Raw genomic sequence first — 20,221 nt, 5'->3', positions numbered from 1 at the left:
TAAGTTTAATTAAAAAAGAAAAAATGAAACAAAATATCTTAAAATCAATGGCGGCATTCGCCTTTTTAGCTTTAACATTTACTGCTTGTAATAAATCAGAAACAGCTGAGCCGAATTTGGCATTAGAACAAGAAACGGCGGTTATTCCTGTTGGAGGAACTGCAACGGGTGGCTTTACGAACACCGCTACCACGCCTTCGGCATCAGGCTGGGGAAATGTAGGATATAGCCTTTTCGATAATGCCGTTAGCACCAGTGGAAACGAGGTCGTATTTAACCAGAATTTTAACGGCAATATCACCGAGGCAAATGGCTATAATTTAGGTTACATAGATCTCCCTAGTGTAAGCAACGTATCGGCAATAACATTGGCTAATTTAAGTACAACCAATTGGAGCGTTACCACATTAGGAAGCAATGGCGCGGTAATCGGCTGGTATAACTATAACTCAAGCACCAGGACTATAACACCGGTAGCTAATCGTTATGCTGTAGTGGCTAATAACACTAATTTGAGCACCGCAACTGAGGTCTTCGTTGTGCAGTTAACTTCCATTGTAGGTACCGGAACCGGCCCTTACCACACGGACGTTGATTTCTCCACTAAAAGATTGAAATAAAACACCCTTCTTAAAATACTGAAACAGGGTCATACATTCGCGTGCAAACCCTATTTCAGCAGTATTTAGCAGGCTAAGCCTGCAAGTTTTAATAAATGCCCGGATTGTTCATGGTATTTATTGAGGCAAAGATAAGGAATAGAATGAAAAAAAAATTGACTTACAATCATTTACATGAAACCATTATATAGCTGTAAAAAAGAAATGTACCCTTTTAAAAATTTCGTAAAGCCTTGGTGTCTTGTTAGCTTAATATGTATTGCATTTTCTTCGTGCAAAAAGGAATACATAGATTATCCCTATGCGGAGATTATCAATTTCAGTATCATCGATGCCAACGGCGCTGTGCTAAAAGCAGCTGTTGACAATAACGAAATCATTATTTATTGGCCACCCGAGCAAGCTGTTCCCGAAACCGTGACGCCTACGGTGACAGTATCGGAGCGAGCTAATGTACAACCTGCCTCCAATACGCCGATAGCTTTTACAGACGGTACAAGTTTTACGGTTACTGCCGAAGACGGAACAGCCAAGGTATATAAACTAAAACGAATCATTAATGTACCGAAACCTTATGTGACGGACTTCAGTGGCATAACAAGTTACAACGATAAAAATTTCATATTAGTTGGTGATCAGCTTAGTTTCGCCGGAGATTATTTCAATACAACGGAAGGGCAACTGAAAGTCTTTTTTCTCACAGCAGATGGGCGAGAAGTGGAAGTACCTATTTCCAATAGTACATCGCTAAATATTTGGGCTATTCCAGATGAAATGACTGTCGGCACCTATACGTCTATTCGATTAGAAAGTGCTCCGTATACCATTACTGTAGAAAGAGATTTTGAAGTAATTGAAGATCCGCGGCCAAGTAACATACCCTTAAACGAAGCCATTACATTGAAAAGAGGAGAAGAATACAAGCTGGCGGGGAAAAACCTAGATAAAGTAACCCAACTGCTCTTGAATAATCAAAATTCCAGAACTTATATACCGGTAGAAATAGTAAACGTCTCATCCGATGAAATTACGTTAAGAATTCCGGTTGATTTCCCACTAAACACCTATCATTCGGTGCGATTTATTTATGCGTCCACTCCTTATTTCTCGGACACGATTAATACGCTTTCTTTAAACAATACTCTTACGGTGACAGAGTAATAGTATATGAATATCATTGAATGGCTACTAAAGAGAAAAGAAACAATTCATGCGTCTAATTAGCAAGATATTATGCTATCCGTTTTTAGTAACAATTCTTTTTTCCTGTAAAAAGGAGGATTTAGGATTAACAGACGAAGTAGTTTCGCCAACAACCGGTACACCGGTGGAGTTTACATTGGATTCTATTTTCCTTTACGCAAAACAAGTGTATTTATGGCGTGAAACTTTGCCCAGCTATACTGAATTTGATCCTCGAAATCGTTACGAGGCTGTCAGTCCTGAATTAAGGGCTTATAAATCGGAGTTATACGATATTTCACAGATGAACGTCAACCCTCAAACAGGCAATTCTTATGAGTTGCCTGTATATGCAGGCAGTCCTAAATATTCATACTTGGAGCAGGGAACTCCAAACAATGGCATCTCAACAATGGCCACTATAGCGAACACCGGTTCGGAGTTCATGCCTCTATATAAGGTTGTTGAAACTGATAATAAAAAAATCGGCTATCTTTCCCTGGCCTCTTTTCCCGCTCTTACTGCCATTAAAGAGCAATTGAATGCTATTTTCGCTTCCTTCGCTAAAATAGGGATTACCGGCCTTATTATTGATCTTCGATCAAATGGGGGTGGTTATGTTGAGACTGCCGAATACCTGGCTAATTTAATCGTGCCTTCCAATTTAACCGGAAAGGTCATGTACAGTGAGAAATTTAATGACCTGATGCAAAATGGAAAGGCCACCATCCTTAAAAATCAATTATATAGAGATGCCAATGGTAACGCAGTGCGCTATAAAGGGCGTTTAGCTACCATGGCGGATGTGAACTATAGCAAAAGCTTCAATACCATTCTGTTTCAAAAAGCCGGCAATCTCGAAACGATTAACAATGTTTATTTTATCATTTCCGGTAATACCGCCTCAGCCAGTGAATTATTGATCAGTAGTTTAAAACCTTACTTTGATGTTAAGCTTATTGGCCAAAAAACATATGGTAAACCGGTAGGCTTTTTTGGTGTTCATATTGGTTCTTATACCATTTATCTCAGCAGTTTTATTTTGCAAAATGCCGTGGGTTGGTATGATTATTTTGAAGGGATGCAACCAGATGTGACAATAACTTTTTCTACCGATACTTCCTTGGGTAATCTAGATGAACCAGGATTGTATACCGCTCTTTCCGTAATAGGAGGTAGCTTCAACTCGAGCAGCTTTTCAAATCGAAAATCTTTTACAAGCAGTGGTCACGAGGATATGAACAAAGAAAATTCGTCTACAATTCAAACGAGCCTATCGGGAAATTATATACCTATATATAAAAAGCAATTCAAGCTGAAATAAACATTGCGCCAGTTGCCATCATGCTAATAAGGCCTTTACAGATGGGCTGGTAAAAGCAAGGGGAATTGAAGTGATATTGACTCAACGATTTCGCTGTTATCGCTTTGGTTTAATCCAAACATGCGCAAAACCGAAGAGCGAAACGATGAACTCATGAACTCCTTTGAAAACAAGTAAACGTGGTTAGGTTAAGGCGGTGCCCGTCGCTAAACTGATTTATTTACCCAAGCTTGAAGCAAACACAACGACAGTTAAGATAAAGGTGTGTAAGTTTACAGCAATAGTCGATTGCTTTCCAACAAAGTCGATCTAATTTGCAACAAAAGTAGCTGCGTTTGTTAGAAAAACCTTCGCTTTTGCAATTAACTTTCGTTAAGCTACAAAAGACTTAGTTGTTTTTATAGCAAAGGTTCGCAACTTTATTATAGTGTTCCATGGAGCTCCTATGAACATGGTTACAGCTATAAGAAACTTACGAATGGTTGCAACAAAATTATGTGAGTTTATGACAACTTTAGGTAAAGCTGCAACAAATGCAAATACTTCTGCAATAATAGCAGTACTGTTTACAGTAAAAGTGCTTGCGTTTATAACGAACGCACAAAAAGTTATTGCAAAGTTGGCCATATTTAATTTAATGTTACCTAAAGATATTAAAAACTTACCGGAGTTTACTTCCGTCTTACTTAAGATAGTTATAAATTAGGTAAGAAAAACGTCCTCTTTCACTTGCAGCCGTAGGTCAACCGTCGACGAAATTGATACAAAATTAAGCGGATTGCATACAGACTTTATTTTCAAATTTTACAATCTTTGTTTCAGTCGATCGTTTAATTAGATATCGGTTATCGGTCATATTAACAACAAATAACGAATAACAAAATATGTTAAGTACTAAAATAAAAGAAGCTACAAAAGCACCTCATCAACAATTGGAAGGCGTAGTAGTGAGAAAATTAAAAGCAATCAACGGTGATAAGGATTATGCTGAATTTCTAAAATTTTTCTACGCCTATTTTAATGCGGTAGAAGAGGTTATCAAGCCCTATATTACAGACGCTGTTTTACCGGATTATAAAGAAAGAAGAAATTCCGGCTACATAAAAGCCGATATAGAAGATTTAGGCGAAAGCACAGATCAGCTACCTGAAGTAGAAGCTCCAACTATAACAACGGTTCAAGAAGCCTTAGGTGCGTTATATGTGTTAGAAGGTTCAATTATGGGAGGAAGTATCATTGTTAAAATGCTTGAAAAGCTTGGCATAACAAGGGGATTGTCCTTCTTTTCAGGCTATGGAGCAGAAACCCCACAGAAATGGAGCATATTTGTAACTGTTTTAAATGCGCACGCTAAAAATGAAGGAGAGGAGAACCTAGCCATTAAAGCCGCCAACAACACTTTTTCGCTATTTGGAAGAACATTTGAACGCGAAGAAGTGGCTTAACGCGTAAATGATTTTAAAACCTAACAGAAAGGCCGAAATTATTTCGGCCTTTCTGTTTATTACTTAAGGTAACCGTTATAATCCGATTATTCTACGTTGACAACTGATTTGCTATTGCTTGGGGTAGCCTTTGTTTTCCCTCTGTTATCACGTGCCATTCTCGAATAAAGTGACAATTTTCTATCAAAAATAAACCTTAATAATAAACGCGTATAAGATCTGTGATGGCCCAAGGAGTCATAGTAAGGACCTGCAATTTTCTTAATTTTTGGCAAATTGTTCCATGGAATTGATGGAAAGTCATGGTGTTCATTATGATAGCCGACATTTAAATTGACAACATTTAATACCCCATAGTAGCTTTTTGTTTCCTGATCTTCATCATGGGTTAAAAAATGCTCTTGAATCCACCGAGCACCAAGTGGATGCAACCCTACCGAGAAAAAAAAGCTGGCGACTAAATAAACCACTGCTTTCCACTGCCAGAAATAAAAAATCAAACCCATAAAGATGAACTGTACGAGATAATTCAACGCTACCCATTTATCAAACATCTTAATCTCTTTGCTCATCCGTCCCAAGCGCGATGCTTGAACAATAGGATATAAAAGTAACCATAGTGCTTTTCCCAGCGTAGAGTTGTTAACCAGCTTTGCCTCCCATTCACTGGGCATATCAGCATCCAATTCCTCGATGCCCTGAAAAGCATGGTGTTTCAAGTGATACTTCTGAAAGGATACTGAGCTTGGGAATACGAGGGGTAAATTTGCAAAAATGCCTGAAAGTGTGTTAAGCACTCTATTTTTGAAGATCAAATTGTGTGAACATTCATGAATACAAATAAATAAAGTATGACATGCAAAAGCACCAATTAAATAAGCACATGGGAAGATAAACCACCACGATTCATCATACAAAATCCATGACATGGCTATTTGTATACCTACACATAGGACTATCACTAAAAAGGTATACGGATTTCTACCTATTAAATGTCGAATTTCGGGATGACTGGATATGATTTCTTTGGTTCTAAGTTTATGCGGTTCACAATTTTCCGACCAGCTAAAGCTCTTTTTCTTACTCATTTATACACATTAGGGTTTATTCTTAATAACGTGTAAGATATTGCAAAAGTATTAGAAATGCAATTTTTTTGTAAAAATTCACGAAATTATTTCTCTTTTTGAAATCAAAACGATTAATCGACATACAATCATTTCTTATTCAATAAATTAGCCTTTTCCTCAGCACTTATATCTCCTTTTTTATCCCTATTTCTATTGCGAAGCATATAGATAAGACTCGATTTTTGCGGCAGTTTTAGCGCAGGCAAAACAGCTAGCAGGATAATAACGGCCGTTATTAGAAAACTATTTTGCAAGGCGAAATGTTCCGCTACCTGATCGGGGTATTGGTTTTCCAAATAACGATCATATATAAATGTATGTATAACTGCACTTACGGCTATTCCAATGGAGCCTCCTACCTGTAGGAACAAACTGTTCAGCGCCGTTGCAGTTTGCGTCTGATTTGGTTTAACAGCATTGAGAAGTGCTGTAGAAACCGGTGCTACCAGTAGGCTCATGCCGAGTCCTCTTATCGCCATCGTAAACAAAATAAACCATACGGAAACACCGATATCAATTCTAGCCAGCATAAAGAAAGAAATAGATACAATTAAAATACCGCTAATTGATATATTTCGGATCATTCCTTTATCGGCTAATCTACCCGATAACGGCCTGCTTACCAGCATAATTAATGCGTTTGGCAGCATTAACAACCCGGATTCAATTTCGGTATAACCTAACAGTCCCTGAAGCAAAAAAGGTAAAAAGAACATGCCGCCATAAAGAGCCAAAGATCGAATAATCGTTATCGTAGCAGCAACATTAAATTGCCTTATTCTAAAAACATTCAGGTCGAGCAGTGATTGGGGCTTCTTTGCTGACTGTACAAAGAAGTACAGCATCAAAAGTGTAATCAGGAGGCCAACGAAAAATGAAACAGATAAAAAGCCTTGCTTACTGATCGTCGATATCGTGTATTGTAAAATGATAATAAAGATTGAAAAGAATATAAATCCCCTTACATCAAACCTACTTTCCTTATCAACTTGCCGCTTTAAAAAGCTTAAGTAACGTATTGAAAAAAAGATCGTTAAAGCCCCGATCGGTATGTTAATATAAAAAATAGATTCCCAGCCCAAGTAGTGCGTGAGTACTCCACCAAGTGTTGGGCCCAAGGCGGGGCCCATCACATTTCCCATTCCCCACCAACCAATTGCCGTACCGCGTTCTTCTTTCGGAAAGGTCTCGCTTAAAATTGCCAGCGAAGTGGGGGATAGCGATCCGCCGCCTATAGCCTGTATTATCCTGGAAATAACTAGCATGTCCAAACTTACCGAGAGACTACACAATAAGGAACCAAGGGTAAAAATGACAATACTTCCAAGAAACAAATAATAGTAACCAAAGCGTTTCTTTAGCCAGTTCGTCAAGGGTATAAAAAGCGAGAACGAAATCATATAGGCAGTGATTACCCATTCAATTTGGTTAAGATCAACCCCGAAATCATTTCGCATTACCGGCAAAGAAACGTTTACAATGCTACTATCAATTGCGGCCATGGACGTAGCCATCATTAATGTAGCGAGTACAAAGGACCTGTTTATTAACATGTTTTGCAAAGATACTCAAATCGTATATAAACTCTAGTTGATCAACTTCATATCTCATGCCGGTTTATATTGAGATTAATCGGCGCTTTATTCTCGAGAACTTCACCCGATAATAAACATCTTACCCCTTTAACTGTTAAAAACATAGTTGCTTAACTGAACTAATTTAACTTGAACGCTATGTTAAGAGATTTACTGAACGATTTTTTAGCACCATGTGATATACAGATTAACGGTTCCAGACCCCACGACTTACAGGTTGTTGACAGTCGATTCTATAAAGAAGTTCTAAAACGAGGTTCGCTCGGTTTAGGTGAGTCATTTATGCAAGGCTGGTGGGTTTCAAACGATATTGAGGAACTCTTATATCGTTTAATCCAAGCTAATTTAAGTGACAAATTTAAAAGAAAACCAACCCTATTCTGGTACTATCTGAAATCAAGGCTATTTAATTTACAGAATAAGAAAAGATCGATAGATGTAGCCTTAAAGCATTATAACATTGGCAACGAACTTTATCAATATATGCTCGGAAAAACGATGATGTATTCTTGTGCCTATTGGAAAGATGCCAAGACTCTAGAGGAGGCCCAAGAAAGAAAACTAGATCTTATTTGTAAAAAACTGGATTTATCCGCCGGTCAAACTGTTTTGGATATAGGTTGCGGTTGGGGCGGTTTTGCAAAGTTTGCAAGTGAAAATTATGGTGTTACCGTAACAGGAATCTCCATTGCCGCGGAGCAGATTGAGTTTGCCAAGACATGGTGCCATAAGTTGCCTGTTGAATTTAGATTGCAGGATTATCGCGACTTGGATGAAAAATTTGACCGTATCGTTTCCATTGGAATGTTCGAGCATGTCGGATACAAAAACTATCGCATCTTTATGCAAACAGTGCATAATTGTTTAAAATCCAACGGTCTCTTTCTGCTTCATTGTATTGGTGGAAACGAGGCTTCAACAGCAACTGATCCGTGGATACATAAGTATATATTTCCAAACGGACTAATACCTTCACCAAGGCAATTAACCGCTGCCATGGAACCTTATTTCACGTTGGAAGATTGGCATAACTTTGGTCCTGATTACGAGTTGACCCTGAATGCCTGGCAAGAAAATTTTAAAAACTATTGGCATTGCATAAAAAACAGTTATGACGATCTCTTTTACAGGATGTGGCTGTATTATTTAAATGTAAGTGCAGCTTCGTTTAAAGCCCGTCATAATAATGTTTGGCAATTGGTCTTATCAAAAAAAGGGAATATAGCCCGCTATTTCTCTGTACGTTAAGAGCCCATTCCGAGGATGTCTAAAAGCCGTCTTTGTGACCGACATGTTTAGTTCATGTAATGAAAGAACCCTGACGTTGGCAGCGTAGCGACTTCCAGACATCCTACGGATTAAATGGAATATTAAACTTGAGAAGAAAGTATATAATTTACGATGTCCTTTATTTTTAGATCAATCAATTGATCCAAATCCAAGCCAGAGAGCCAACCGGTAAAATCGATACCCTCTCCAAAATGTGCTTTTACTTTTTCCGAAAAAGAGACGATCTCAATACTATCCATCTCTAAATCTTTTGTAAAAGAACTTTCCATCGAGATGTCCATTTCTTCAATAAATTCTTCACCGATAATATCTGTTATAAACTGCTTCAATAAGCTAAAGATTTCCTCACTTTTTAGTTTGTTGTAATTTTCTACAGTGTCCATCCTATGATATAATTGTTGTACTTAATTGTTTTAACTTTTATACTTTCAATAATCAGCTCATCCCCCTCAATTGCACCTACTTGATAAGTCTTTGGATTGCCAGCCAAGCCCTTCCCAATTGACTTCCCATAAGCCTCTTTTGCTACCCAAAAGCGCGTAATCCACTCGTCCCGATCTTTTTTTCCTTTTAACAAAAGTCGTTCGTTGGCCGTCAGGGCGATTTCTTCAAAACCCACCCCTCTCGACTTGATTTCTTCCATATCGATTCCAACAGGTTTACCGAGTCGTGCAATGGCTACGGCTTCATCATTTTTATGTGCTATTGAGATCTGAACATCTGCAGCTAAAGGCCCTTGTATAACGGGCTGTCCGGTAGCAAGTTTAGCAATACTAAATTCTATGGGGTAATAGGCAGTGTTCGTTTCTCTTAAGAGTAATGATCTTATCGCATCTCTTAGGGCAACACGACTAACTAACCATTTCTTTCTCTTGTTAAGCGCTAAGCCGTTTAGGAAGTTACGATCCGCTAGTGGCAAGTAACGTTTTGCAATAAAATCCCACGAAATAACTTTTTGGTAAGCCTTGTGAAATTTGAATACCTCCGGATATATCTCCTCCGACAATAGGTTGAATTTAGGAGACATAGACACTTGCCATAGGCGTTCGTCAAACTCCAACCGTATATTCTGCCATCCATTAATCACCGCCCAGACCTTTCCGTCTCTTTTAAGCAGAAAGTTGGCAGTAGCCGTTTCATCATTGATGTCCGTTAGCGAACACGTACATTCGAATTCGCCTGTCTGATCAGCGAAATCCTGATAAAATATAATTTCATCGATTTTGATAGGAAATGCAACTTTATTCACCTTTAAGGTTAATTGCAACCATAAGCCGAATAATTGCCCGGCATTATCTAGCAGTGAGCCTTTTCCTCCACTGCCAACGATTATTCCCCTTATTCCCTTATCACCAATAGAATTGACAGCTTTTATACCTTGATAAGCTGGCCCATGGAACATGTGTCGATCATAAATGGTTACGGGATCAATTTGTATATCCAATAAATTACCCACCGTTAACAGTTGCAAAGAAGAGCTCTCCAATTTTTCAGCTAATACAACTTCCGCCTCGGCATACTTATCAATACGGACGCTCCATATAGAGTCATTTTTCCTCTCACCAACTACTTTTTCCCTGAACGGCTTACTCACATTCATCCATTGGAAAACCCGGATCTGTTGTATTCTGCTCAACTTTCGTTGTCTTTCGTGATTAAAAGCAGCTTCACCTAGCAATTCCAAAATCATTGTCATCGGAATTACCGGATCCATATCTTCCGGACAATGCCAACCTGGCTTTTGTTTTACCAGTGCATGGTCTATAAGATAGGGATGCTGATCTAGCGAAATATTGAACGGTGTTTCAAAATGCCCGGGCACATGAGATTCGGTTCCAAACCTATTAAAACACTGTGGTAGTGGATTCGAAAACTCCTTGTTTTCAATCAGTTCGATCAGATCCGAATACATACCCATCGCTTCCTCCATATTGTCCATCACAGCCATCGCAAGTGGATGTTTTACCGTTCGTTGTGTTCTCACATAACCGGTATCTTTAGGTGGCTTTGTAAACGATGAATGGATCGGAAAATCCCACGTGCTTACAAGCGGTGAACCAAGATTTAACTTAACAGATGCATTCTTCTGTGATTTTGTTTGAAGACCTAAAAAATCTAAGTCGACTTCTTTACCGTCGACATACAATGAGGCAAGTATTCTTCGCAACTGAGATAATCCATCTCGATAGGGAGAAGTAGTAGATAAAGCATTATATGGATTTCCTTTAAGGGTATCATCAACAAAGCCTGTTATGCCGCCTGCTCCAATCTGGATAAAAACACGCACTTGTTCTTGATGGTATAATTTTTCAATAAGCTCCCTGAATCTAACCGGCTGTATTAAATGTTCAACATTAAGTTGTCTTATCGCCTCCACTGTATCAGGGTAAGGGGCCAGGTTTGTGGCAGACCAAACTGGAATCTTTACCCTTAAAAAATCTATTTCTTCGATGCCTTCTAATATTTGAGGCACTCTATCTTTAATAAAAGGACTATGGAAACCGGATTGAAATGGTAAAACCTGATGAAAAATTTGGTGTACCTTCAATTCCGTAATGAGCTGCTCAATTGCTTCGTACGTACCGCAGAGTATTACTTGCTGAGGGCAATTGTCATTTGCTAAATAGAGGGACGGAATTTTTTCTGAAATCCCCTTAATACGTTCATAACTACAACCAACTGCGATAAACCTGGCATAGCTTACTTCAAACAATTGAGGATCAAGCTTTGTTATTAAATGTTTGACAGAACTCGTTGTAACCAAACCTGCTGACATGGCCGCCAGCCACTCGCCCATGCTATGTCCTGCATTGATATCCGGTACAACCCCGAGTTTTTTCATCGCTAGATCAATCGTTCTACTATTTTGAAGTTGATTCAAGGCAGAAACAAAAACTTTTGTATCATGCATAGAATCTTCAAGTAGAAACTCCTGCTCTATTTTAAAGTATTTGGAAACACTTTCGGTTTCGCCCGATGATAAGCCATCTAGACCGGGGAATAGAAAAGCAATTTTCTTCTCTCCGCGTAGTAGCGGCGCATTTGTATACCATATATCCTGTCTATTACGCCAGGGCTTATTTTTAGTCACGATATTGATCGCCTTTTTAATCCGGTCTACCGTTGGATTAAAAACTGCTATGCGAAAATCACCATCGCCTATATCATTGCTGCCACTTTCTAGCGCTAATATTAATTCATCCACACTTTTTCGTGCCAATACTCGCACTTCATCCTCTGCTACTCGCTTGGCCTGATGTACCGTATTTTTTACTGTAAAAGCTTCCAATACAACATGCGCATTGATGCCGCCAAAACCGAAGGCATTTACACCGGCCCTTAGCGGTAAACCGCTGCTAGACCAGTTTATCGGTTCATTTACCGGTTCAAATCGAGTTTCGGCCAAAACCTCAATAGGTGAATCGCAGTGCAAGGTAGGGGGAAGCGTGTCATTATACAGTGCTAGAGCCGTTTTTATTACACCGGCAATGCCAGCCGCGGGCATCGCATGTCCAATCATGGATTTTACACTCCCGATTTTTGCTTTATTCCCTTTGCTAGCCGAACCAAACACCAATTTAAGCGTTTCCAGTTCAGTACGATCGCCAATAACCGTGGCGGTACCATGGGCCTCTAAGTAACCGATATCGTTAACAGACAAACCAGCTTGTTGCCATGCCTGTTCGATTGCCCTCGCTTGTCCTTTGGTGGAGGGACTCATGACACTCGTTCCCGAACCATCGCTGCTTATACCGACACCTTTTATGACACAATAAATCCGATCACCGTCTAATAATGCTTTATCGAGCGTTTTCAAGACTACGAAACCACAACCTTCACCAATTATTAATCCGTCGGCGTCCTTATCAAACGGCCTACTTTGCTGCCGTTTGGAAAGCGCTCCCAATTGATGGAAAATACTCCAAAATGTGGCGTTTTGGCCGACATGAACACCTCCGGCAATGACCATATCCGATCGATCGTTTACTAATTCGTTCACGGCATGGTCTATAGCCAATAACGAACTTGCGCAGGCAGCGTCAACGGTATAAGCGGCTCCTCCTAGGTTAAAACGATTAGCCACTAATGAAGCAATCAGGTTAGGTATGAGGCCCATCGCAGTATCCGGAGTGAAGCGCCCTTTTTTCTTCTGGAACTCCTTTTTTATCCGCTTGATCTCCTCCTCTTTTAAATCTGGCATTAAGTGCCGTATAACATTCACCAGCTGCTCTGCTACATGTACAACTTCGACCGCTCGCGTCGCCCCAGGCCCCACGTAATTGCCTTTTCCTATGATAATAGAAGTTCTATCAAGTTTGTATTTGTTCTTCCAAACACCGGCATCTTCCAAAGCGCTATGAACTAACTGAAGCGTGAGTAATTGGTCAGGTTCCATCCCTTCTACAGCAAGTGGAAGAATACCGAATGTAACGGGGTCAAAATGCGCATAATCATCAATAAAGCCACCACGCGAGCAATAGAATCGATCGTAGGATTCATCATCGGGAATAAAATACCGCTCGTTAATTCTACTTGACGGTATGGGTCCCGTAGCATCAACTTTCTTTAAAATGTTATTCCAATACGAATTGATATCGGGAGCTCCCGGAAATACAGCAGACATCCCGATAATTGCAATATCTTTTTTATTCATTTCTGCGTAACTATGCCATAATTAAAACCCGACTCTCATTTCCATATTTTATTTCATTGGCAAATGTTTCTTTTCCTCTTTCCAAGGGAATTAGCGATATGCCCCGACGTTCGTATTCTTTCTCGAGACTGGAGGACACCATCCCGGCACCTTTCCATGGTCCCCAATTGATTGCCATTACTCGACCTTTCATTTTCTTTCGTAACACCTCTGCATAATGATCCAGCACACTGTTTGCCGCTGCATAATCTGTTTGGCCTCTATTTCCATAAACAGAAGCTATGCTGGAAAAGAACACAATAAATTGCGTATCGTTTCTCAATTGTTCAGCGAGTACGCGTAAGGGGGTCACTTTCGTACTAAAGACCCGTTCGAAGGAATCAGCCGTTTTATTTTCAAATAACTTATCTTCCAAAATACCTGCTCCATGAATTACGCCATCAATTCTGCCATATTTCTTATAGAGCTCCTGTATCAGAAGCACTAGCGCATCTTCATCTCTTACGTCAACAGCATGATAACTCACATTTGCACCTTGTTCCCTAATAGCCTGCATGCTACTTAGGATTTGTTGTGTTTTATGCAACTGTATTGTCCTTTGTTCAATCTCTGCAGGTGACTTGGAATACCCTTGCTCAATTAGGCTCTTTCTGATTTCCTCTTTGCTTTGCATGATAATCTGATTTGAGTCCACGTCACTCGGATATGAAGACCGGCCTACTAGCACATAATTACAAGGATACTCCTTCGCTAAATGTGTAGTTAACGCGGCGGTAATCCCTTGGGCACCCCCTAAAACAAGAACAACAGCATCCTTATCCATAACAAACGGACTTCTGTTTGCAGTCTGTAAAGGATCGTTCGTTTCTTTAACTGCATGTCTAAAATTATCTTTGTAATAGATAACTGATGGCTCATCCGTGCAAAGCATTTCATCAATCAATAAGTCAGGAATTTTATCTTCTTTTGTTTCATTCATAAAATGAATGGTCCGACATTTTGCCTGATCATATTCTTTATCTAGACTTTTAATAAAACCCGTATATCCCTGATAACTTCGTAGAAATTTGGGATCTTCATTCTTATCAACATGAGCACCGTGATCAGATAACACATAAACCCACTTAACACGGTTCATATCCAACGATTTTACCATGCGGACGGCATCGATAATATTTAATCGGTGATTAGATGCGACCATATCTAAAATCACCAGTCCGTCATAGCTTGCCAGGTCTTTTTCTTGTGGTACAATATCGACAATTGCGCCTCGTTCTTCCAGCTTCTCTTTAATCAGAAAACCGAGATTCCCATCGCGTGTAATGGCAACTTTTGCACCTTGCAAGGTATTAGGATAGTCCTGTTTTAATAAAGCATGAACATCTGTCAATTCAAACTTGATCCGTTTCAATGTATCACTAAGTTCGTTATTTCCAAGTAAGGTGTCAACGAACGGCTTTTCTTTATCTGCAAGGCTTTTAGATTCACCGTTAGCTAATAGTTTGGCGGCTATCCAATCGATCAAATGATTTAAGGTTTTAAACGCAGATAGCTTTTCCATTTGCTCTTGGTTTTCCTCATCGCCAGGCATAATAGCCTCTAATTTAACTTTGAGTTCACCGATTATTTCGATTCTTTTGATGGAATCTATACTTAGATCAGCCTCCAAGTCGAGATCAAGACCGAGCATTTCCGTTGGGTATCCTGTTTTCTCACTTACAATTCCTAGAATCATATCTTGGATATCACCTTTCTGAAGCGCAGGTTGTTGCCGGGTTATTTCCGTTGTTAAGGTTTCATTAACATCGTTTATAATGTTTGCGTCAAACCATCCAAGTAAACCATTAAGTGTTTTGATGGAAGCCAATTGTTCCACCATTTCATCTTGGCTTTTATTTTTAAACTGAAAGTTACTTAACTGTATACGCAACTCGCCAATAATTTCGAGTCTCTTAATGGAATCAATACTCAAATCTGCTTCCAGATCCAGATCCATTCCTAGCATATCCTTTGGATAACCTGTTTTTTCGCTTACCACCTCCATCAGAATCGTAGACAAAGGCTTTGTCGTTTTTGGACCGGATGTTATTAGTTCGTTTTCATTAGCTTTCTTACCTACAGGATCCGGAGATTGTTCTCTCTTTTCAATGAGACTAGGCATTGATACCGGAACCGTATTAGGATTTGTATGGATATAATTGTTCGTACTAGGCTGTCCTAGATAGGCGAGGAGGACATCCCGTTGTGCTTGAATTAGCATCTTCATACCTGCTAAATATTCCAAGGTGAGCTGCTCAGCAGATCCTTGTACCGATAAAGTATCACTTTTTGTGTTGTTTTGCACGGTCAGTTCTTTAAAATTAATGATAGGCTTCGTTACAGGCAGTGCACTGTAAGCGGGTAGTTTGCCTTGAGCAGGCATCGCCATCTGACCATCCACGAGCCAGATTGAGGAACTTTTCTTGAGTTTCTCCGGGTTGTCCAGATCTAACCAAGTTGCTTGTCGATCTGCAAATAAAACATCTATCTGTACGGTTTTCCCTGTAGCTATATATTGCGCTAAAGCCACTAATAGTTGGAAAATACCGTGTTTTCCATTTTCCTCTGTATGTATAACAACCTCTTCCTTGCCTAAAATCGACTTTGTCAAACTTGTTAGCGTCTTACCTGGCCCAACCTCAATAAAAATTCGGGCACCATTCGCGTACATTTCTTCTATTTGGTCTGAAAAAAGCACAGGATTGACAATATGAGAAGCCAAACGGTTCTTGATTTCGGTACTTTCCGTTGGATATAAAGCAGCACTTGTATTTGACCAAACAGGAATGCTAGGCTGTTTAAATGAAAAATCGTTCAACAAATCAGCGTAAAGAGATTCCGCCTTTGCAATTAACGGACTATGAAAAGCACAGGCTACTTCCAGTTGCCGGTAGGAAACTTTTTGTTCCTTCAAGACCTGCATAAAGCTTTCCATCACAGCGGATTCGCCTGCTAGAACCCATTGCTGTGGAGAATTATGATTGACGGCGTATATGTTCTTTCTCGAAGACAACAACTGATCGATCATCGCTTTATCACCGTTTACGGCTACCATAATCCCCTTGTCGTCACCTGTCGAGGCCAAGATAGCTTCGGCTCTCCCTTTACTTAAAGCAACGAGATCCCCCTCATTGAACACCCCTGCAAATGCGAGTGCCGGAAGCTCTCCGTAGCTATGGCCTGCCAGCATATCGGGGATGACGCCAAGATCACTCAAAAGGTTAGCAATCGCTATATCTATTATTCCTAAAAGCGGTTGCGCCATACGCGTATCTTTAATGGCTTCCTTTTGCTTCTTTAAACTTTCTTCACTGAAAGCATTGCTAGGAAAAAGTATTTTTTCGTATGCCGGGTAACGACTGAGAAGTGATCTCATCCGTGGAAAGTTCACCAATAGCTCTCTAGCCATGTGTATTCGCTGACTTCCTTGACCAGCAAACAGGAAGGCCGTTTTTCCCTTAACCTCCTTTGTTATGTATGTATCCTTCGCATGCGTACCGGACAATACCAAATCTATCTTGAATTGCAGATCTGCTATGGAATCAGCGATTATAGATAATTGTACCGGAGCATTGCTATAGGTAGCAAGAGAGAACGCAATATCACGTAACTTTACCGAGTCGTTCAGATCAATTAATCGTTTTGTTTTCTTGAGTAGGAGACTGGCCTCTTCGTAATCATTTCCTCTGAAAACAAAGAGCTCCGCGGGCCATTGCTTCGTAACAGAGAACGGTATTTCCTTGTTATCTGCATGATTGGAAATAACGGCATGAAAGTTCGTGCCGCCGAAACCAAAAGCACTAACTCCGGCTACTCGTTGTGGATTGGACCATAAACCAGCTTTGTCGGTAAATACAAACGGACTTGTTTTTTCGTTGTAAAAACCATTAGGTTCTTTTAAGTTAATAGTCGGCGGTTTAATTCCGTAATATACACTCAACGCACTTTTAATCAGGCCTGCCATACCCGCCGCGCATTTTGTATGCCCAATTTGGGTTTTAACTGAACCAAGATGGCTTTGTTGCGGGATGGCTCCGCTCTTAACCATTGCCTGCGTTAATGCACTCAATTCAGTGCGATCTCCAACCACCGTGCCGGTACCATGTGCCTCGAAGAGTTCAACAGATGATATGGATAAACCCGCCTGCGAATAGGCTCTTTCCAATGCCTTCGTTTGTCCGGCAAGTCGAGGTGCTGTTAACCCAAGACTCTTTCCATCGCTGGAGCCGCCTACACCTTTAATTACGGCAAAAATTTGATCACCGTCCTGTTGCGCATCTTCCAATCTTTTCAGCACAACCATTGCCACACCTTCGCCTAAAGCGATGCCATCAGCCTCCGCATCAAAGGTTGCGCATCGACCTTTTTTCGAAAGAGCATGTGTACTGGCAAACATCAGATAATCATTGATACCATTATGTAAATCCGCCGCTCCGGCAATCACCATATCAGATTTGTTGAGGATGAGCTCTTGACATGCCAAGTCAATAGCCGCCAGCGAAGAAGCACATGCAGCATCCACTGTATAATTACGGCCACCAAGGTCTAATCGATTGGTAATTCGACCGGCAATTACATTTGCCAATACCCCCGGAAACGAGTCCTCAGTAAGTTTTGGTAAGGATTCATCAACTTCCTTCGGTATTTCGCCGAAAAATTGCGAGAAAAGTGCTCTGAAACTGTAATTATTGGCCAAGTCATTGCCACCTTCCGCACCTATGATAACCGATACATTCTCCTTATTAGCGTCCTTCGCGGCATAACCTGCATGTTCAAGTGCCCGCTTTGCAACAAGCAGACTCAACAGCTGTGTTGGATCAATAGCGGCCAACGACTGCGGGGGAATTCCAAATTCAAGCGGGTCAAATTCGATCTTCGGTATAAATCCACCCCATTTTGATGGAGATTTGCTGCCGTTGGTATCTAATGGATCATAATAAATCTCTTTATTCCATCTTTCATCAGGCACCTCCGTAATACAATTTTTAGCATCTAGTATATTCCGCCAAAAAGCGTCAATATCCTGTGCTCCCGGATAGATACATGCCATTCCAATAATAGCTATATCGATCGCATGATTGGTTGTTTCTGTTAAGGTAAAGGTCTCTGCATGTTCAATATGTTTATAATTGTTTTTGGCGACATCTTCGTGTAAATCAGCTATGGTTCTGATCTTATTGTTTAAAGCGGCTACCTGTCCGATCATGTACATACCCTTTTGATATTGCACATCCTCGTTCAGATATATCAGATTCTCAGATACCCGTTCGATTCCTTTGCTAGCGATGCGCAAACGCCCCACGTTTAACTGCTCCAATGATTCCCATATCTGCTTTTTATCGACACCATCCTTTTCAAGTCTCCGCTTTTCTTCTTCGAAGTAGGAGGTAAAAGGCGATTGCAAACATCTGGTTTCATGGCCGGGAGCAGTTTCTAACAGAACGGTTTCCGCCTGCTTTATCGCTTGTTCCTGAAAACCAGGCAGAATAGCACCCGAATCAACCGCCTCCTTTGTGTAAATATAAGCTGACCCCATGAGCACACCAATTTTTGCACCACCGATAGCTAATGGAGCACTCATGATGGATACAAAGGCACTTGAAAAACTATCATGTATTCCACCGGCAAAAAATAGTTCAAATGATGGTAGCTGTTCCTCTTTTAAAATACGCTCAATTTGAAGTTCCCAAAGTACCAGAGACGATAACGGACCAACGTGCCCCCCACACTCTCTTCCTTCGAATACGAACTTTCTTGCACCCTCTTTTATAAATAGGTCAAGAAGGGTAGGAGAAGGAACGTGCAAGAAGGTTTTAATTCCGGCTTTTTCAAAAGGAATCGCTTGGGACGGACGACCACCGGCTACGAGTAGGACAGGGGGCTTTGCCTCTAAAATGTAGCGAGACTGTTCCTCCCTTAATTCTTGCGGCGCAAAACCGAGGATTCCGACACCCCAGGTTTGGTCTTGAAGCACTTCTTTCGTTTTTACGATCAATTCTTTTGCTTTTTCACCCGTCATTAACGAAAGTGCTACAAAAGGCAGTGCACCTCCCAAAGATACAGCTTCCGCAAAACTTGGAAGATCACTCACTCGAGTCATTGGTCCCTGCGCTATTGGATAGCGTATCTTAAGCTCCTTCGCTAAAGGATTATCTTCTCTTAACACATGCTCAGTTTTGGCTTGCTTAATATGACCATTGATAGCTTCAAGTAAACCAGATGCGAGGTGATTGATTGTTTTATAGTTGCTAACAAGTCCTTTTGACAAGATAACATCTTGCCCCATAGGCAAATAAGAATCTTCCAGTGTATAGTTTCCATTCAAGTATGGAAGTAAATCCGAGAAAGTAGCACCTTGGGGAAGTTCCGGTGCATTAGGGCGATTTAATACGCGGAAGTTACCGACTAATTTAGTTTCGGTACCGTTTAATTTTTCAATGACATTTTTTAGCGCTTGCGGTGCCTTACATTCCGGGAATAACGATAGTTGATTATCCATTACGATTCCGTCCGCTCCTAATCCAATAAGTGCTGCGGCAGAATGAATCCCTATACCACCTTGTACCCATACTGATAGACTTTGCAGATCAAAATCCTGGATCACATGCTGGAATAGAATATAAGTGGCTTCATAGGCAACATGACCTCCCGATTCATTTCCCTTAATAATAATTGTTTTTGCACCTCTGGCCTTGGCGAGTCTTGCCTCTTCCACAGAATAAACTTGAAAAATAATTTCTACGTCAATAGCCTCCATTGAGATTTCGTTAGAAAATGGCATAATAATATAGGCTACAGACGATGGAAGTTCCTTTGATGGAATGTGGGAGTCAGGAAAACAAAGACCTATGGACTTTGGCTTATAGGATTTTATATTATCGTATATTTTTTCTATCTGATCGTGATTTCTACCGATATGGAGAACCGGTGCAAAAGGGGTTT

10 protein-coding genes and 3 pseudogenes are annotated in these 20,221 nt (G+C 40.4%); 6 read left to right on the top strand and 7 right to left on the bottom strand.

What is annotated here, in order from left to right:
* Positions 1–23 precede the first annotated feature (23 nt).
* The 5 genes from FKG96_RS15730 (at position 24) to FKG96_RS15710 (ending at position 4,571) form a co-directional block, all read left to right on the top strand.
* On the top strand, positions 24–620 hold the full coding sequence (locus FKG96_RS15730) for a hypothetical protein (protein ID WP_013666949.1): 597 nt from the start codon (positions 24–26) through the stop codon (positions 618–620).
* 174 nt (positions 621–794) lie between these two features.
* Positions 795–1,781 (top strand): hypothetical protein, encoded by a 987-nt coding sequence (locus tag FKG96_RS15725; protein WP_130855976.1) that lies wholly within the window; start codon positions 795–797, stop codon positions 1,779–1,781.
* A 49-nt stretch (positions 1,782–1,830) separates the two neighbouring features.
* On the top strand, positions 1,831–3,126 hold the full coding sequence (locus FKG96_RS15720) for a S41 family peptidase (RefSeq protein WP_130855977.1): 1,296 nt from the start codon (positions 1,831–1,833) through the stop codon (positions 3,124–3,126).
* 478 nt (positions 3,127–3,604) lie between these two features.
* Entirely contained in the window at positions 3,605–3,832 is a 228-nt protein-coding gene (locus FKG96_RS15715) for a hypothetical protein (RefSeq protein WP_130855978.1), read from the top strand.
* A gap of 178 nt (positions 3,833–4,010) precedes the next feature.
* Complete coding sequence (locus FKG96_RS15710; protein ID WP_130855979.1) at positions 4,011–4,571, top strand: biliverdin-producing heme oxygenase; 561 nt, start codon at positions 4,011–4,013, stop codon at positions 4,569–4,571.
* Between the two features lie 86 nt (positions 4,572–4,657).
* On the opposite strand, the gene FKG96_RS15705 is transcribed toward FKG96_RS15710, so the two are convergent.
* Positions 4,658–5,659, bottom strand: a complete 1,002-nt coding sequence (locus FKG96_RS15705; RefSeq protein ID WP_130855980.1) for a fatty acid desaturase — start codon at positions 5,657–5,659, stop codon at positions 4,658–4,660.
* Positions 5,660–5,787: 128 nt separating this feature from the next.
* A complete protein-coding gene (locus FKG96_RS15700) occupies positions 5,788–7,254 on the bottom strand; it encodes an MDR family MFS transporter (RefSeq protein WP_130855981.1) in 1,467 nt (488 codons plus the stop codon).
* Between the two features lie 180 nt (positions 7,255–7,434).
* On the opposite strand from FKG96_RS15700, the gene cfa reads away from it, so the two are divergent.
* Positions 7,435–8,544 carry a cyclopropane fatty acyl phospholipid synthase gene (cfa, locus tag FKG96_RS15695; protein ID WP_130855982.1) on the top strand — a complete coding sequence of 370 codons (1,110 nt, stop codon included), beginning with the start codon at positions 7,435–7,437 and terminating at the stop codon, positions 8,542–8,544.
* Between the two features lie 122 nt (positions 8,545–8,666).
* Here cfa and FKG96_RS15690 read toward each other — a convergent pair whose 3' ends face one another.
* The 5 genes and pseudogenes from FKG96_RS15690 to FKG96_RS27240 form a co-directional block, all read right to left on the bottom strand.
* Positions 8,667–8,969 carry an acyl carrier protein gene (locus FKG96_RS15690; protein WP_013666941.1) on the bottom strand — a complete coding sequence of 101 codons (303 nt, stop codon included), beginning with the start codon at positions 8,967–8,969 and terminating at the stop codon, positions 8,667–8,669.
* Positions 8,957–13,240 (bottom strand): type I polyketide synthase, encoded by a 4,284-nt coding sequence (locus tag FKG96_RS15685; protein WP_130855983.1) that lies wholly within the window; start codon positions 13,238–13,240, stop codon positions 8,957–8,959. Before FKG96_RS15685 ends, FKG96_RS15690 begins: the two co-directional genes overlap by 13 nt.
* Positions 13,241–13,250: 10 nt before the next feature.
* Positions 13,251–14,039 (bottom strand): annotated as a pseudogene (locus FKG96_RS27250) (SDR family NAD(P)-dependent oxidoreductase); the annotation flags it as partial.
* An 818-nt stretch (positions 14,040–14,857) separates the two neighbouring features.
* Positions 14,858–14,963, bottom strand: a pseudogene (locus tag FKG96_RS27245) (phosphopantetheine-binding protein); the annotation flags it as partial.
* A 927-nt stretch (positions 14,964–15,890) separates the two neighbouring features.
* Positions 15,891–20,036: pseudogene (locus tag FKG96_RS27240) on the bottom strand (beta-ketoacyl synthase N-terminal-like domain-containing protein); the annotation flags it as partial.
* Between the last annotated feature and the right edge of the window lie 185 nt (positions 20,037–20,221).

It is taken from the genome of Olivibacter sp. LS-1 (assembly GCF_008245145.1).
Classification (GTDB): Bacteria; Bacteroidota; Bacteroidia; order Sphingobacteriales; family Sphingobacteriaceae; genus Olivibacter; species Olivibacter oleidegradans.
Note: the sequence above shows the minus strand (reverse complement) of the source record. Positions and strands in the feature narration are given on the sequence as shown.

Bases quoted from the DNA above. Each gene is read 5' to 3' on its own strand.
- FKG96_RS15730 (WP_013666949.1), top strand. From the start codon at position 24: ATGAAACAAAATATCTTAAAATCAATGGCGGCATTCGCCTTTTTAGCT.
- FKG96_RS15725 (WP_130855976.1), top strand. From the start codon at position 795: ATGAAACCATTATATAGCTGTAAAAAAGAAATGTACCCTTTTAAAAAT.
- FKG96_RS15720 (WP_130855977.1), top strand. From the start codon at position 1,831: ATGCGTCTAATTAGCAAGATATTATGCTATCCGTTTTTAGTAACAATT.
- FKG96_RS15715 (WP_130855978.1), top strand. From the start codon at position 3,605: ATGGTTGCAACAAAATTATGTGAGTTTATGACAACTTTAGGTAAAGCT.
- FKG96_RS15710 (WP_130855979.1), top strand. From the start codon at position 4,011: ATGTTAAGTACTAAAATAAAAGAAGCTACAAAAGCACCTCATCAACAA.
- FKG96_RS15705 (WP_130855980.1), bottom strand. From the start codon at position 5,659: ATGAGTAAGAAAAAGAGCTTTAGCTGGTCGGAAAATTGTGAACCGCAT.
- FKG96_RS15700 (WP_130855981.1), bottom strand. From the start codon at position 7,254: ATGTTAATAAACAGGTCCTTTGTACTCGCTACATTAATGATGGCTACG.
- cfa (WP_130855982.1), top strand. From the start codon at position 7,435: ATGTTAAGAGATTTACTGAACGATTTTTTAGCACCATGTGATATACAG.
- FKG96_RS15690 (WP_013666941.1), bottom strand. From the start codon at position 8,969: ATGGACACTGTAGAAAATTACAACAAACTAAAAAGTGAGGAAATCTTT.
- FKG96_RS15685 (WP_130855983.1), bottom strand. From the start codon at position 13,240: ATGAATAAAAAAGATATTGCAATTATCGGGATGTCTGCTGTATTTCCG.